This window comes from Actinoplanes sp. NPDC051411 (assembly GCF_040682075.1).
In the GTDB taxonomy this organism is placed as follows: Bacteria; Actinomycetota; Actinomycetes; order Mycobacteriales; family Micromonosporaceae; genus Actinoplanes.
In genome coordinates this window covers 1-15,456 of the sequence record NZ_JBFBAD010000037.1, presented here as the reverse complement: position 1 = coordinate 15,456, position 15,456 = coordinate 1, and the positions used below count along the sequence as shown (strand labels likewise).

At 70.3% G+C, this 15,456-nt stretch carries 16 protein-coding genes; 7 read left to right on the top strand and 9 right to left on the bottom strand.

The window, feature by feature from the left end; all coding sequences use genetic code 11:
* The first annotated feature begins 34 nt into the window (after positions 1–34).
* Positions 35–694 (top strand): GNAT family protein, encoded by a 660-nt coding sequence (locus AB0M88_RS21445; protein WP_364104714.1) that lies wholly within the window; start codon positions 35–37, stop codon positions 692–694.
* Here the strand turns inward: AB0M88_RS21445 and AB0M88_RS21440 are convergent.
* From AB0M88_RS21440 to AB0M88_RS21405, 8 genes are all read right to left on the bottom strand, one after another.
* Positions 691–2,220 carry a GGDEF domain-containing protein gene (locus tag AB0M88_RS21440; protein WP_364104711.1) on the bottom strand — a complete coding sequence of 510 codons (1,530 nt, stop codon included), beginning with the start codon at positions 2,218–2,220 and terminating at the stop codon, positions 691–693. The genes AB0M88_RS21445 and AB0M88_RS21440 overlap by 4 nt on opposite strands.
* A 76-nt stretch (positions 2,221–2,296) precedes the next feature.
* Positions 2,297–3,478, bottom strand: coding sequence for an EAL domain-containing protein (locus tag AB0M88_RS21435; RefSeq protein ID WP_364104708.1), 1,182 nt, complete (start codon positions 3,476–3,478; stop codon positions 2,297–2,299).
* A gap of 278 nt (positions 3,479–3,756) precedes the next feature.
* Positions 3,757–5,286 (bottom strand): phospholipid carrier-dependent glycosyltransferase, encoded by a 1,530-nt coding sequence (locus tag AB0M88_RS21430; protein ID WP_364104705.1) that lies wholly within the window; start codon positions 5,284–5,286, stop codon positions 3,757–3,759.
* A gap of 48 nt (positions 5,287–5,334) precedes the next feature.
* Complete coding sequence (locus tag AB0M88_RS21425; protein WP_364104702.1) at positions 5,335–6,543, bottom strand: MFS transporter; 1,209 nt, start codon at positions 6,541–6,543, stop codon at positions 5,335–5,337.
* A gap of 18 nt (positions 6,544–6,561) precedes the next feature.
* The gene (locus AB0M88_RS21420; RefSeq protein ID WP_364104699.1) at positions 6,562–7,053 is read right to left on the bottom strand and encodes a GNAT family N-acetyltransferase; all 492 of its coding nucleotides are present in this window, start codon (positions 7,051–7,053) and stop codon (positions 6,562–6,564) included.
* Positions 7,047–8,213: a type III PLP-dependent enzyme gene (locus AB0M88_RS21415; RefSeq protein ID WP_364104696.1), complete on the bottom strand. Its 1,167-nt coding sequence runs from the start codon at positions 8,211–8,213 to the stop codon at positions 7,047–7,049. The genes AB0M88_RS21420 and AB0M88_RS21415 overlap by 7 nt, the downstream gene beginning before the upstream one ends.
* Entirely contained in the window at positions 8,213–9,511 is a 1,299-nt protein-coding gene (locus AB0M88_RS21410) for a DUF6271 family protein (RefSeq protein ID WP_364104877.1), read from the bottom strand. Before AB0M88_RS21410 ends, AB0M88_RS21415 begins: the two co-directional genes overlap by 1 nt.
* A 2-nt stretch (positions 9,512–9,513) precedes the next feature.
* Positions 9,514–10,524: a phytanoyl-CoA dioxygenase family protein gene (locus tag AB0M88_RS21405; protein WP_364104693.1), complete on the bottom strand. Its 1,011-nt coding sequence runs from the start codon at positions 10,522–10,524 to the stop codon at positions 9,514–9,516.
* A gap of 362 nt (positions 10,525–10,886) precedes the next feature.
* Between AB0M88_RS21405 and AB0M88_RS21400 the strand changes: the two genes are divergently transcribed.
* From AB0M88_RS21400 to AB0M88_RS21375, 6 genes are all read left to right on the top strand, one after another.
* On the top strand, positions 10,887–11,321 hold the full coding sequence (locus tag AB0M88_RS21400) for an MmcQ/YjbR family DNA-binding protein (protein WP_364104690.1): 435 nt from the start codon (positions 10,887–10,889) through the stop codon (positions 11,319–11,321).
* 244 nt (positions 11,322–11,565) lie between these two features.
* Positions 11,566–12,204: a TetR family transcriptional regulator gene (locus AB0M88_RS21395; protein ID WP_364104687.1), complete on the top strand. Its 639-nt coding sequence runs from the start codon at positions 11,566–11,568 to the stop codon at positions 12,202–12,204.
* A 109-nt stretch (positions 12,205–12,313) separates the two neighbouring features.
* A complete protein-coding gene (locus AB0M88_RS21390) occupies positions 12,314–13,120 on the top strand; it encodes a hypothetical protein (protein ID WP_364104684.1) in 807 nt (268 codons plus the stop codon).
* Positions 13,121–13,504, top strand: coding sequence for a cytochrome P450 (locus tag AB0M88_RS21385; RefSeq protein ID WP_364104875.1), 384 nt, complete (start codon positions 13,121–13,123; stop codon positions 13,502–13,504).
* Positions 13,501–13,701, top strand: a complete 201-nt coding sequence (locus AB0M88_RS21380) for a ferredoxin (protein ID WP_364104681.1) — start codon at positions 13,501–13,503, stop codon at positions 13,699–13,701. The genes AB0M88_RS21385 and AB0M88_RS21380 overlap by 4 nt, the downstream gene beginning before the upstream one ends.
* 169 nt (positions 13,702–13,870) lie before the next feature.
* On the top strand, positions 13,871–14,494 hold the full coding sequence (locus AB0M88_RS21375; RefSeq protein ID WP_364104678.1) for a response regulator transcription factor: 624 nt from the start codon (positions 13,871–13,873) through the stop codon (positions 14,492–14,494).
* Here AB0M88_RS21375 and AB0M88_RS21370 read toward each other — a convergent pair.
* Positions 14,390–15,456: ABC transporter ATP-binding protein (locus AB0M88_RS21370; RefSeq protein WP_364104675.1), on the bottom strand; the 1,067-nt coding region annotated here is incomplete at its 5' end. The genes AB0M88_RS21375 and AB0M88_RS21370 overlap by 105 nt on opposite strands.

The window sequence follows — 15,456 nt, the reverse complement described above, 5'->3', positions numbered from 1 at the left end:
TGCGGTGACCGGGGTGGCTGACTAGCGTCCGGCCGTGGCCCATACCTATCCCCCGCTGAACGTCGAAGTCCGCACGCCCCGCCTGACGCTGGCCGGCGCCTCCGACGACCTGCTGGAACGTCTCGTGCCGCTCGTCCGGGCCGGGATCGCCGACGTCGAGCCGTGGCCGTTCGACGACCCGATCTCGTTCTACGCCGACAGCCCGGAGCGCGAATGGCAATGGCTGCGCGGCATCTGGCGCGGCCGCGGCCGGGTGAGCCCGGATTCGTGGCGGCTCTACTTCGCCGTGCTCGTCGACGGCGAACCGGTCGGCATGCAGGACCTCAGTGGCACCAACTTCACCCGGTTCGGCACGGTGTCGAGCTTCTCGTGGCTGGCCCCCGGCCACCGGCGGCAGGGGCTGGGCAAGGAGATGCGGTCGGCGATCCTGCACCTGGCCTTCGCCGGGCTGGACGCCCGCGAAGCCGGCAGCGACGCCTTCACCGACAACGAGGCGTCCAACCGCGTTTCCCGCGCCCTGGGCTACGAACCGAACGGCTTGGACTGGGACACCCGCCGCGGCGAGCCCGCCCAGATCCAGCAGTGGCGGCTCACCCGCGAGACGTGGGAACGGGCCCGCCGAGACGACATCGAGCTGACCGGCGTCGACGAGTGCCGGCCCGTCCTCGGCATCGGCCCGGCACAACCGGTCTAGTCGGCGATGACGCGGTTGCGGCCGGCGTTCTTGGCCGTGTAGAGGTGGCTGTCGGCTCGGGCCAGGACCGTGCGGCTGTCGTCCTCCGGCCGCAGTTCGGTGACGCCGATGCTGGTCGTCACGTGCATGCCGGGGGCGAGCGACGACCAGTCGTACGCCGCGATCGCCAGCCGCAGGCGTTCGCACAGGCGGGCCGAGGTGTCGCGGTCGGCGTCGAGGTAGACCACGAACTCCTCGCCGCCGTGCCGGCCCGACCGCCCGACCGGCTCGGCCACCTGACGCAGCAGGGCCGCCACCTGGCGCAGCACGTCGTCGCCGACCGCGTGCGAATAGGTGTCGTTGACCTGTTTGAAGTGGTCGAGGTCGAGGATGGCCACGCTGAACGGGCCGCTCCGCGCCTCCAGCCGGGCCGCCAGGTGGGCGTCGCAGCGCCGCCGGTTCCACATGCCGGTGAGCGGGTCGCGCTCGGCCAGCTTGCGGAAGTGCTCGCTGTTGCGCCGGGCCTCGTCGACCGCGAACCGGGCCTGGGTGACCAGGGTGAGCGCCTCGCTCTGCTCGGAGCGGCGGCGCGTCCAGGCGTCCTGGAACTCGACCATCTCCCGGTACGCCGACTCGAAGTCGCCGGTCTCGGCGTGACAGTCGGCGAGCAGCCGCAACGCGTGGGCGTCCATCTCGGCCAGCCGGTTGGAGATGGTCGTCTTGCGGCAGCGTTCGAGCAACTCGATCGCGGCCGGCACGTCGCCGGCGCCCCGCTTGATCTCGGCCATCGCGATCAGGCACGCCGGGATGCCGTCGCTGTCGGTCGACGGGGCCTCGACGAGCGCGGTCTCGAGGATCTCGGCCGCGCGCGCGGTCTGACCGTCGGCGACCAGGATGCGGGCGATCGTGTCGACGCAGTTGGTGTTGAGCAGGCGCCCGGAGCTGGTGCTGACCGCGAACATCCGGTGGACGAGCGCCATCGCGGCCGGGATGTCGCCGTTCTGCAGCAGCCCCCAGGCCCAGTTGTTGAGGTTGCCGACGATCATGTCGGGTTCGCCGAGCCGCTCGGCCAGTTCCTGGGCCCAGCGGTACTCCGCCTCGGACACCCGGCCCATCCGCTGGTCGTTGACCTGGATGGCGAGGATCAGCGCGTGGTCGACCCGCAGGCAGAGCGGGTCGTCCTCGGTCAGCAGCCGGTCGGCCTGGAACGCGTGCTCGACCGCCTCGGCGTTGTCGCCCAGCCGCCACAGGCCGCCGGCCAGCACCGCGTGGGCGTGGGCGGCGACAACCCGGTCGGCCCCCTCGTGCAGCATCGCGTACGCCGTCTGCAGCCCCTCGGCCCAGCGCCCGTTGCGGTTGTCGATGTCGGCCCGCACCAGCCGGCCGAGCAGCGCGTTGCGCTCGTCGCCGGCCTCGGCCGCCGCCCGCTCGAACGCGAGCGCGCGTTCGGCCAGACCCTCGTGACTCGCGTAGACGGCCGCGACCAGCGCGACGAGCTCCTCGTCGAGGTGGTTACGCGCGTCTGCCCGTACAGCGGTGTCGACCAAGACCAACCCCCTGAAGTGCCTGCTGCTGAAGCATCGGCGCCCCGACTGTCATTTTTAGCGGATTCGCCGGGGAACGTCACCCATCGACGGATTCGATCGCGCGATGCGGCCAGACGTCGCGCGGACCGGGCTTACCCCAGAGGAAGCCCTGACCGTAGCGGACACCGAGCGCGTTGAGGGCGGAACGCTCGCCCCGCGACTCGACGCCCTCCGCGACGAGCACCGCACCGATCTCGGCCGCGAACCCGACCAGCGAGCCGGCCAGGGCACGGCGTACGGGATCGAGGTCGATGCCGCGCACCAGCGCGATGTCCAGTTTGATCACATCCGGCTGGAGATGCAGGATGTGGCTGAGGCTGGCGAAGCCGGCCCCGGCGTCGTCGACGCCGATCCGGATGCCGGCGGCGCGCAGCGGCCGCAGGGCCTCGGTGAGCCGGTGATAGTCGGAGACCGGCGTGTGCTCGGTGATCTCGAGCAGAATCCGCTGCCCGCCGACATGCCGCATGAACAGGGCGAGCGCGGCCGGGTTGAGTACGGTGTCGGCCGAGATGTTGACGCCGAGCCAGCCGTCGTCGGGGGCAAGGTCGAGGTGGGCGAGGGCACTGCCGGCCGCCATCAGCTCCAGCTCGGCGCCGAGACCGCTGCCGGCGGCCATCGCGAACGCCCGCTCGGGCCGGGCCGACAATGGGTGGTCGAAGCGGGACAGCGCCTCGTAGGCCACGATGCCGGCGTCGGCCAGGCGGACCACCGGCTGGAAGACGGTACGGATCGCCCGCGCGTCGAGGACCGCCCGGATCTGCTTCTCGGCCGGCCGGCCGGCCCGCGCGGCCGGACTGCCCAGATGCTCGGTGACCAGGTCGGCCAGCAGACCGAGGTAGCGCGCCGAGTAGTCGTCGAGGCTCGGGTCGGGCGTACGGCTCAGGCAGCACAGCATGCCGCCGATCGTCCCGTCCGCTTCCCGCCAGGGCGCCCCGACGTACGAGCCGATGTTGAGCTCCTGGGTCGCCCCGTGCTCGCGGGCGATCGGATGCCGCCGCGCGTCGGTGACCACCCGGCCCAGCCGCCCCGCCAGCACCTGCGTGCAGAACGCCTGGCTCAACTCGACGCCCCGCCCGAGAACCACGTTCATCTCGGCCAGCGCACCCTCGGCCGCGACGATCACCTGCTGCCCGTCGCGGAACACCGACAGCCAGGCCACCTCCATGCCAAGATGGGCCCGGGCGAGCGACAGCAGCCGCTCGAGAATCGGATCCGCCATGTTGTCTCGCCTTCCCCGCCGGTCACCGACAGCGCGGCCCATCGACTCGAAACGGGCCGCCATGAGAGAAACGGGCCGAGCCACAAACGCTGGTGTGAAAAGCCTCAGGCGGCCACCCCGGCGACCCGCCGCCGGCCGGTCAAGCCGGGTCCTCGGCGGCTACTTCGCCGCCCACCTGCGCGGAGAGCGCAACCACAAGGCCGGCGCCGACCAGATCGCCGCCGAAGCCTGGGCGCCCAGCTCTCAGCGCTCTCACCGCTGCCGCGCCCACCCGCCGGCTACCACCAGCGGGTGCCGAGCCACATGCGGGAGGCCCAGCCCTGGTAGGTGATGAGCTGGCCGACGAAGATCGGGTAGAAGTAGGCGAAGCACAGGGCTATCACGGCCATGTAGAGGCCGGCGATCACGGTGCCGAGCAGCTGGTGGTCGGTGCGCATCTTGCCGGTGGCCATGCCGCCGGGTGGGGTCATGATGGCGCCGAGGGTGTAGACGACGGCGAGGATCAGGAACGGCAGGCCGGGCAGCAGATAGAAGTTGAACATCGTGCGGCCGTCGGTGACCGCGTAGTAGTACCAGGGGAGCATGCTGCCGACGGCGGGGATCAGGATGGCTGGGGCGCGCCAGTCGCGGCGGGCGATGCCGAACCAGAGCACCGCGATCAGCGCCGGCAGGAACGACCACCACAGCAGGGGCGTGCCGAGCAGCAGGATCTCGCGTACGCAGCTGGGCGCCCCGCAGCCGGTCGGCGTGCCCTTGTAGAGCAGCACCGGCCGGCCGAGCAGGAGCCACTGCCACGGCCACGACTGGTAGGGGTGCTTGGCGGTCAGCGAGCTGTGGAAGCTGTAGGCCTCGTGGTGGTAGTGCCACAGGTTGAGCAGGGCGCCCAGGACCGGCGGCTCGCTGAGGCCGTTGGCCTGGCGGTAGTGGCGGAAGTAGCCGTCGTTGGTGACGAACCAGCCGGTCCACGTGGCGAGGTAGAAGATGAGGCTGAGCGCGATGCTCGCCGCCCACCAGCCGATGTCGCCGGCCGACCGGGTGCGGAGGCCGGCCGAGCGGCGGGCCTGCCGGCGCCAGATCAGTACGACGAGCACGAAGAACGGCAGGAAGAACAGGGCGCTCCACTTCACCCCGCACGCCAGCCCGAACACCGCGCCGCCGGCCAGCAGCCACCACGGGACGATCCGCGGAGCCCCGGAGCCGTCCTCGAGCGCGCGGAGCAGGCGGCGGCGATAGTGGTCGCGGTCGATCAGCAGGCAGGCGAACGTGGCCTCGACGAACAGGCCGAGGAAGATGTCGAGCAGCGAGATGCGCGACAGCACGAGTTGGAAGCCGTCGAGCGTCATCAGCAGGCCGGCCGTCCCGGCCAGCACGATCGAGTGGAACATGCGGTAGGCGATCCGGATGAGGATCAGGATCATCAGCGTGCCGGCGATCGCGCCGGGGAACCGCCAGCCCAGCTCGTGGTTGCCGAACGCCTTCTCCCCCAAGGCGATCAGCCACTTGCCGAGGGGTGGATGCACCACGTAGGCCGGGCCGCCGTGCTCCGGGTCCCACTCGACGCCGTGCTGCAGCATGTCGGCCGCGTCGGTCGGGTAGTAGACCTCGTCGAAGATGTAGCCCTTGATGCTGGCGAGCCCGTACAGCCGGGTGATCGCCGCGATTCCGGTGATCACGAAGGTGACCAGCCACGAGTAGGGGTTCAGCCAGTCCTCGAGCGTGGCGAGCCGGCGCCGGACGATGTCGGGAACGCCCGCGGCAGGTGTTACCGCGGGCGTTTCCGTGTCGGGATGAGTCGTCGCCGTAGTCACTGCGCGATCGTATGGGTTCGACGCCGCGCAGTGATACCCGGCGATGGGTCAGACGGCGACTTCGGTCTCGGCGACTTCGGCCGCCGACTCTTCGGCGGGCGAGGCCGCGCCGAGCTGAATCCGGGTCACGCTGATGAAGACCAGCACGATCGCGACGACCACTACGGTCATGCCCCAGACCAGGCTCGACGCCCCGGCCACGAACCCGATGATCGGCGGGCCGACCAGCAGACCGGCCGTGCCGGTGGCGGCGACCAGCGCGAGCGCGTCCGGTCCGTGCTTGGCGGCGGCGACGTAGATGCAGGGCGCGACCGCGGCCATGCCCAGGCCGACGCAGGCGAAGCCGATCAGCGCGGGCAGCCAGCCGCCGGCCAGCAGCGCGCCGCCCAGGCCGACCGTGGCCAGCACCGTGCCGGCCAGCACCACCCGCTTGTCGCCCCACTTGGCCCGCCAGCGGTCGGCGAAGAGCCGGGCCAGCACCATCATCGCCGAGACGGTGGCGATGCCGAGCGGCGTCACCGAGGTCGCGGCGTGGGTGACGTCGCGCAGGTAGAGGGCCGACCAGTCGTTCATCGCGCCCTCGGTCAGCTCGCTGAAGATCATCGCGATGCCGAGGCCGAGGACGACCATCGACGGGATGGCCCAGCGACGTTTCGCCGACGGCGTGGCGTCGGTGGCCCCGGCGGTGTCGGCGGGAGAAGGAGAGGAGGCAGGCAGGAGGCCGGTCCACGAGACGGCCAGCATGGCGACCAGCAGGACCCCGGCGATCAGGAAGTGGATCGGCAGCTTCCCGTTGAACGACGTCACCGCCGACGCGAGCAGCGCCGCCCCGAACGTGCCGCCGCTGAAGACGGCGTGCAGCTTGGCCATCGTGTTGCGTTCGAACCTGGTCTCCAGGTCGGCGCCCTGGGCGTTCATCGCCACGTTCAGGCAGGCGATCAGGATGCCGTCGAGGAACAGCACCACGATGGCGACCGCGAAGTTGGGCGCCACCGACAGCGCGGCCAGGATCACCAGCAGGGCGATCGCCGAGGTGATGCAGAGCAGCCGCGAGCCGAGTTGTTTCATCAGCCGGGCGACCAGGGGGAACGACACCGTCGCGCCGATGCCGGGGGCGAGCAGCAGCAGGCCGACCTCGACCGTGCTGAGGTCGAGGTGGGACTTGAGGTAGGGAACCCGGGAGACCCAGGTGCCGTATTGGAAACCTAGGAAGCAGAAGAGCGCGGCGATCGCGACTTGTGAGCGTCGGAACGACATATCGGGTGGTTCCTTAGGTCAGAGCGAGCGGGACATGTAGGTCGCGCCCGGGCCGTATCCGGCCGGGGCCGGCACCTCCGGTCGCGGTTGGAACCCGTGCCGGGTCCAGAAGGCGCCGCTGCCTCCGACCGAGACGAGAGAGACCCGGGCATAGCCTTGCGCCCGGGCCGACGAGAAGAGGTGTCCGGCCAGCCGGCTGCCGAACCCGGCACCCCGGTGCCCGGCGGCGATGACCATGTCGTGCAGGTGAAGATCCGCCGCCGCCGGCGCGTCGGCCGGAGTCGACACATCGGCCAGACAGGGAAAGCGGCCGTACTCGAACGGCAGCGCCAGCAGGTAGCCGGCGACGGAGGATTCCAGCGACAGCACGAACGAGGTCCCCGCCCCGGCCCGGCTGCGCAGGACGACGGGATCCTCCGACAGCCCGAGCGGCGAGTAGGTCGTCGACTCCAGCCGGGCCACCGAGGGCCAGTCGGCCGCGGACAAGGCCCGGATCGAGGCGGTCAGCACGCCGCGACCTCGTCCCGCGCCCCGATCACCCGGTGCGGCAACGGATCGAACCCGTTGAAGCCGACCGTGGTGTAGCTGACCGAGTACGCCCCGGCCGACATGATCCACACCGGATCGCCCGAGGACAGCGCGGCCGGCACCGGAATCAGCGCGCCCGGCCCGAACGCGTCGTCGCTGTCGCAGGTCGGCCCGGCGACCCGGGCCATCACCCGCGGCCCGGACGGGTGGGTCGGGAACTCCAGCCGGTATTGAATCTGGTCGAGCTCGTAGAGCCCGTTGAACCGGCCGCAGCTCAGATAGAGCCAGTGCTGCTCGCGTTCGGTGAGCCGCACGGCGTGGGCCCGGATCGCGCCGTGGTCGGCGACCAGGTGGCGGCCGGGTTCGAGCACGAAGTCGAGCGGCCCGGCGGCGACCAGCCGCAGCCGCCGCATGCCGTCGCGGATCGCGCCGAGAATCGCCGGCAGCGGCGGCCTCAACAGAACACCCGACCGGTCGAGGTAGCCCATCGCGGGCAGGCCGCCGCCCAGGTTGACGTGGTCGAGGCGGATCCCGAGCGCGTCGAGGCGGGTGATCGCCCCGGCCAGTTCGGTGAACGCGTCCCGCCACGCCGCCACGGTCATCTGCTGGGAGCCGACGTGCAGCGACAGCCCGGCCGGGACCAGCCCGTGCGCGCGGGCCGCGGCCAGCACTTCGAGGGCCTGCGGCACCGAACATCCGAACTTCCCGGACAGGCCCCACAGGGCGCCGCGGCCCGGGGTCGACAACCGGCAGAACACGCGCGATCCCGGGGCGTGCGCGGCGATCGCGCGTACGTCAGCCAGGCTGTCGGTGGCGAAAAGCCGGACCCCCCTCCGATAGGCCGTGGCGATGTCCTGATCGGACTTGATGGTGTTGCCGTAGTGCACGCGGTCCGGCGGCACGCCGGTCCGCAGGGCCTGGGCGATCTCGTTGGGGCTGGCCGCGTCGAAGCCGGCACCGCCCCGGGCCAGCGCACCGAGCACGTCGTCGACCGGGCATGCCTTGACCGCGAACCGCACGTCGACGCCGGGCAGTTCGCGCAGCAGGTCGTCGTGCCGGTCGACGATGCCGGCGAGGTCGAACACGATGCGGTCCGCCGTCGCCTCGGCGAGGGCGGACCGCAGGGCAGAGCTGGAGAACATCAAGACAGGCCGCTCGCCTTGGCCGCCGTGACCAGCGGCCCCCAGACCTCGATCAGCAGGGCGAACTCCTCGATGTCCTGGCGTGCCTCGACGACCAGCTGCTCCTGACGCCCGGCCAGTCGATCGGCGAAGGCCGCATAGCGGCCACCGATGCTGCGGTACGCCCGTTCGAGTTGAGCCATCTTGGCGAAGTTGGGCGTCGGGTCCAGAGTGGAGCTGGCCCGCACCATGTCGGCCAGCATGGGCACGCGGATCCGGTGGTTCCCGTCGAGCAGGTGCGAGCCGGCCGCGCCCATCCGGGCATAGATCTCGTGCAGGTAGAGCATCGACAGGAAGAACTTCACCAGGCGCAGGTGGTAGACGTAGAACGCCTCGTCGGCCTTGCGGTCCGGGGTGTGGTAGTTGATCACGTGCCGGTTGTGCAGCACGCCCGGGAGCGTGCTGTCGGGCACCAGGTGGATGTGGAAATAGTCGCTGCCGATGGTGTCGGTCATCGGCGGCAGCGGCACGTCCTCGTGCACCTGGTAGTAGCTGATGTTGCTCATGTCGACCCGCATCGGGTCGACCAGGCTGAGGATGGAGCGGTCGCCGGTGAACTCGCCGTCCGGCGACCCGGTGAACGATTCCTCGACCAGTTCCCGCTTCTCCTGCTCGGTGGTGCCGGGCGCGGCCCACAGGCTGACGATGTCGAAGTAGGCCTGCGGGTTCTGTTCGCGCACCTCCTCGATGTCGACCGACAGGTCGCCGATGAACGACGCGCCGACCGTCACGACCGGCTTGTCGAGGTGCTTCGGGTCGAGCGCGACCTCGGTGACGCCGGCGACCGCGTCACGGGCGGTCTTGCCGATCGACATCAGCTCGTGGTGGATCGGGTAGACCGGCTCACCCTCGAACTCCTGGAACGCCACGTCGGAGTCGCGCCGGTGCACCGACTCGCAGCCCAGCGCGGCCGCGATGATGAAGGCCCGGTTGGTGCACGCCCCGTAGGACGCCCGGTTCGGCAGCATCAGCTCGAAGATCAACTCCGGCTTGGCCACGCCGGACCCGGCGATCGCCCGATTCAGGAACTCGGCCTGAGCGGCCTCGTCGAGATGGGTCACGCTGACACCGCCGGCCTGCGGCAGATTCCGTACGGCGTGAGCGTGCGCCGCGTACGTTTCGGGGTCACACGAGTCGAGGATCAGGAACTCGACCTCGACCCCGAACGTGCTCGCGCCGTACGCGGCCTCGGCGTGGATCGCAGCGATGGTCCCCGCGCACTCGCGGTGGGTGGGCAGGGCCAGGCAGACTCGGCGCATCGTCACCACTCGTCCACGCCGAGGAGACGACGGCCGTGGTCGGTCAGTTCGGCCGGGCCGTAGCGCAGCGACTCGTGCTTGTGCACGTCGCCGACCAGGGTGCCGTTCCACTCCGGGGTCATCAGTTCGCGCCACGACTTGACCCGCGACTCGACCAGCTTCTCGTGGGTGGGCAGGGCCGGCATCATCGTCAGGTACTGCACCGAGCGGCACTTGTCCTTCGACCGGTTCGGGGCGACGCCGTGCGCCACCAGGCCGTTCCAGATCAGCAGGTCGCCGGCCTTGAGCTGCGGGCGTACGACCGGGAACTCGTTGCGGTCGATGTTCGGCCGGACCGGGTCGCGGTCGGCCGGCTGGCGCAGCCGCCAGTCCTCGAAGCGGCGGAACAGTTCCGGGTCGCACTGGAAGCCGCCCAGCTCCTCCTCCGTGTCGTGCAGCGCGATGATGCCCTGGACCCGCTGCGGCAGCACGGTGAGCGTGGTGTCGACGTCCCAGTGCAGGTTGATGTCGAAGCCGCGCTCGGTCGGCGGGATCATCGCGCGGGCCCGGTTGCCGACGTTGGGCGGGTTGAGGTTGAGCCGGTCGAGGCTCACCCACAGCTTCTCGGTGTCCCAGACGTCGACGAACGCGTCGTAGACCCGCTGGGCCATCCGGGTGTCCCACATGAGCTGGTGCTGGTAGGCCTCGACGAACCCGAGCACGTACAGGTCGCGGTCGAGCTCGTCCTTGAACTCGCGCTCCGGGTACCAGGTGGCGGGGTCGTCCGGGTCGAAGCCCTGGAACTCGAAGGCGAACTCCATCATCTTCTGGGCGGTCTCCCGCGGCACGGCCTCGCGGACGATGGTGTAGCCGTACGTCTGCCAGAACTCGAAGTCCTCTTCGGACAGCACGCGCAGCGGCAGGGTCTTCTTGAGGTCGCGCAGTGGCATCTCGGCCAGGTAGGTCTCGCCGTCCCGGCTGAAATACGGCACTTCGGACGATGAGCGGTACAGGAACTGGTCGCTCTCCGGCATGGCATTGCTCCCACGAGTGAATAGGTGCTTCACCGGGCTGCTCGCCGAGGAGGCGGTGTTACGCAGGGACGTTCTGCGAACGCGACGATAAACCGGCAGCACAGATCGAGATATGCAAATCGGTGGGCCTAGGTCGCGGGGAAACCTAGCACGAGGAGTCACCCGGAATAGCAATGTGGACGGAAGGGCGAGCGGACGGTTTTTTCGGGCAACCGCCCAGCTCAGGGCGACTTCTTACCCCTTCCCGCCATTCTTTTGAGTGACCTTGATCACTAAAGTTTGTTATTAGTTCTCTTGAAAAACAAAAGAAAACCGTCGCTGGGTGCCGCATCCATTACCGAAAGTATTGATATCCTTCGCCCGTGGCTTCGCGCAGGGAACGCCCGGCAACCGTGGCCGATATACATTCGGTGGCCTCGGCGATGCCGCACGTGACGGTGGTGTACGGCGATAAGCACGACAATCCGGTCTATCAGGTCGGCGGGAAGTCGTTCGTCTTCTTCCGCACACCCCGGCCGGACGCGTTCGACCCGTCCACCGGCGAGCGCTACACCGACGTCATCGTGTTCTGGGTCCCGTCCGACGACGACAAACAGGCGCTGGTGCAGGATCCGGGGTCGCCGTTCTTCACCACACCCCACTTCAACGGGCACCCGTCGGTGCTGCTGCGGGCGAGCCGGGTCGGCGAGCTGACCCGGCGGGAGCTCACCGAGATCGTCCAGGACGCGTGGCTCTCCCAGGCGTCCAAACGCCGGGCCAGCACCTGGCTGGCCGAAAACCGGCTCCCGGACCGCTGATCCGCGCCATTCAGATTCGGCCATCGGCTTGATGAGCTGGACCAGCATCTGCCCGGTCTGGTGGCTTCTGGTGCGCGATCGACACCCGCCCGGTCTCGGCCGCCGGGTGCTGCCGGACCGGCACACTGCCGTCGACGGTGGCGAGGTAGGCACGGATCTGGCCGGACGCCGTCGTATCCGGACCGGCAGCCGGTGGCCGGCAAGACCGCGCCCGGATAATCTGCCGGGAACGCGGGAGGATTCGATGAAGGCCGAAATAACACGACTGCGGGCCGACGCCCAGCGCAACCGCGACCACATCGTGGCTGTGGCCCGGGTCGTGTTCGCCGAGATCGGCCCGGGCGCGCCGATGGACGAGATCGCCCGGCGGGCCGGAGTCGGCGTCGGCACGCTCTACCGCCGCTTCCCCGACCGGGGGTCGCTGCTGCGCGCCGTGGCCCTGGAGAGCCTCTCGGCGATCCTGGCCGACGCCCACGCCGCGATCGGCGAGGAGCCGACCGCCTGGGACGCCCTCACGCGCATCGTCCGCCGGGCCGTCGACCTGCGGTTCAGTGCGCATGTGACCATGATGGACGAACACACACGGCAGGCCCTCAAAGAGGCACCCGACTTCCGGCCGACCCGCGCCGCGGTGATCGACGTGGTCGAGCACCTGGTCGAGCGGGCCCAGGCCGAGGGGTCGATGCGGTCCGATGTCGGCGCCGGTGACGTGTTCGCGATGGTGTCGTACCTTCTCAAACCGCCACCGAGCCGGTCCGCGGAGATGTCGGAGCTGCTGATGCGACGCTGTTTGAGCCTTGTCCTGGACGGCCTGCACTCCGGCGGGCAGAGCGTGCTTCCTGGCGAGCCGATCAGCGTGACCGACCTCCACCTGGATTCCTGACGACCTCACTGTCGACTCTGGACGAATGTCCGGATTCAGGGCTATTCTCGGCGAATAAGCGGAGGGTTTTATTCCGCTTAGATTCGACTGCGACCGATGGAGGTTCTCGGTGACCGCTCCCGCCCTGCAGACCACCCGCCGCTGCCCGTACGCACCCCCGGACGAGCACACCCGCATCCGGGACACCGAATCCGGGATCTCCCAGGTCACGTTGCCCAGTGGCCAGGTCGCCTGGGCGCTGAGCCGGCTCGAACACATCCGCGCCATGCTCACGGATCCGCGGTTCAGCTCCGACCGCCGGCATCCGAACTTCCCCCGGTTCACCCGCGAGCAACCCGCCTTCGACCTCATGCGCCGATCGATCATCCAGCTGGACCCACCCGAGCACGGTCCCGCCCGCAGGGCCGTGGTCGGCGAATTCACCGTGCGCCGCATGGCCGGTCTGCGGCCGCGCATCCAGCAGATCGTCGACGACCACATCGACGCCGTGCTGACCGGTCCGCGCCCCGCCGACCTCGTACAGGCGCTCTCCCTGCCGGTCCCGTCCCTGGTCATCTGCGAGCAGCTCGGCGTGCCGTACCACGACCACGACTTCTTCCAGACCCGCAGTTCAGCCCTGCTGAGCCGCGCCGTCAGCGCCGAGGGACGCAAGCAGGCGGTCACGGAGCTGCGCGACTACCTCAGGGACCTGATCGCCGAGAAGGCCGCCGAGCCGGCCGACGACCTGCTGGGCCGTCAACTCGCCCAGGGCAACGACCCCGAGGACGTCCTGTCGCTGGCCTTCCTGCTGCTGATCGCCGGCCACGAGACCACCGCCAACATGATCTCGCTCGGCGTGGTGACGCTGCTGGAACGCCCACAGGAACTGACGGCGCTGCGCGCGGACCCGACGCGCACGCTCCCCGCGATCGAGTAACTGCTGCGGGTCTACACCATCGCCGAGTTCGCCAACTCCCGCGTCGCCGTCGAGGACGTCCAGATCGGCGGCGTGACCATCCGGGCCGGCGACCCCGTCCTGGCACTGAGTAACGCGGCCAACCACGACCCGTCGGCCTTCGACGAGGCGGAAGAGATCAAGCTCGACCGGGGCGCCCGCAACCACGTCGCCTTCGGCTTCGGCATCCACCAGTGCCTCGGCCAGAACCTGGCTCGCATGGAACTGCAGATCGTCTTCGACACCCTCTTCCGCCGGATTCCGACGCTGCGGCTCGCCAAACCCGCCGACAGGCTGCCCTACAAGGATGACGCCTTCATCTACGGCATCCACGAGGTGCCCGTGACGTGGGAGGACCCGGCATGACCAAGATCGTGGCGAACCTCGACCGCTGCGTCGGAGCGGGTCAGTGCGTCCTGACCGACCCCGACGCGTTCGATCAGAGCGATGAGGACGGCACGGTCGTCGTCCTCCAGGACGCCCCGGCGGACGACCAGGCTTTGAAGCGGGCACGGGTCGCCGTCGAGATCTGCCCGAGCCGGGCCCTCTTCCTGGCGGAGTAGCCGCCGGCACGCCGCGCGGCCAGGCCCGGGCGGGAGGAGACAGGACCATCGACCCCACCTCGGTCGTCCTTGCCGCGCCGGGCCGGTCGGCGAACGCCGTGTGCGTGACAGTTATCCGACCGCTCGCCGCGGTCGCCCTGCGTGTTCAATCCGTGCCATTGTGTCAGGCGTGTCGGAAGCAGCGTCCTCCCCCATCCGCGTCGCGGTCGTGCAGGACGAGACCCTCTATCGCGGTGCACTCGCTGCTGTCCTGCGCACCCAGCCCGATATGCACGTCGTCGCGGAGCTGGCCGCGTGGCGCGACGCCATCAGCCTCCTGGTGCCGCCCGACCTGACGTTGCTGGACCTGGGCGGTGACGACGATCCGCTCCCGGCCGCCGCGACGATCTGTGCGGCCCTGCCGCAGACGAGGGTCCTCGTCCTCATCGACGCCGACCGGCACGACGTGCTGGCGCGGCTGGCACCGGAGGGCACCGATCGAGTGGGGTTCGTGACCCGGCGCGCCTCCGTCGAGCACCTGCTCTCCGCGCTGCGAAGCCTGGCCGGCGGCAACGCGGTGCTCGACCCCGAACTGGTCGTCTCGCTGTTGGTGCAGTCGGAGAACCCGTTGACCGGCCGGGAGCGCGAAGTGCTGGCCCTGGCGGCGCAGGGCCTCGCAGCCGACGACATCGCCCACAAGCTGGCGCTGTCACCGGCCACCGTCCGCAACCGCCTCAGCCGGATCACTGTCAAGCTGGGCGCGCGGAACCGGGCCGACGCCGCCGAGCAAGCGCGCCGGGCCGGTTGGTTGTGAGCCGAGCGTCGCCCAGTAGCCGGTCATCTCCCGGTACCGCGGACTGATCGCGCGCAGGCTCTGGTGAGTGCCGAGCAGCGGGCCGTCCGGGTCGAGCAGCAGCACCCGGGTCGCGCGCTCCGCCGAACTGATCCGGTGCGCGATCACCACCAATGGGCCGCGGGCCGCGAACGCGTGTTCCACGCGCTCCTCGGCGGCCGGGTCGAGGTGGCAGGTCGCCTCGTCGAGCACGGCCACCGGAGCCGGTGCGAGGTAGGCGCGGACCAGGGTCAGGAGCTGGCGCTCCCCGGCCGACAGCTCGGCGGGACGGACGTACGCCCGCAGGCCGCCGAGCCGTTCGAGCAGCTTCTCCGCACCGAGCCGCTCGGCGGTGGCGAGCAACTCCGCGTCGGCCGCCGCCGGCTTCAGGTAGCGCAGGTTGTCCCCGACGGTGCCGGGGAAGACGTACGCCTCCTGCGGGATGAGTACGCGGCAGCGGGCGCGGGCGGCGGAGTCCAGGTCGGACACCGGGACACCGTCGTAGTGGACCGCGCCCTCGTTCGGCTGCAACATGCCGCACAGCAGACCGGCCAGCGTGGACTTGCCGGCGCCGCTCGGCCCCACCACGGCAAGGTGGTCACCGGGCCCGACGCTGAGGTCGGTGTCCCGCAATACGGGCCGCGCGCCAACACCGTAGCGGAACGTGACGCCCCGAAGTTCCAGGCACGTCGCCGGGCGGCCGAGCGAGGCGGCGGCAGCCTGCCCGGCCGGCGCGGGAGCGGCCCGGTGCAGCAGCCGGCCGAGGGTGACCACGAACCGCAGGCCGGCGTTGCCGACCGTGGCCACGAACAGGTCCAGAGCCGGTACGAGCACCTGAGCCAGGTAGGTCAGGACACCGATCAGCGCACCGGTGCTGATGCCGTGGCCGGTGAGTCGACCGGCCACGGCCAGGACGGCGGCCAGCGGCAGCCAACCGGCGACGA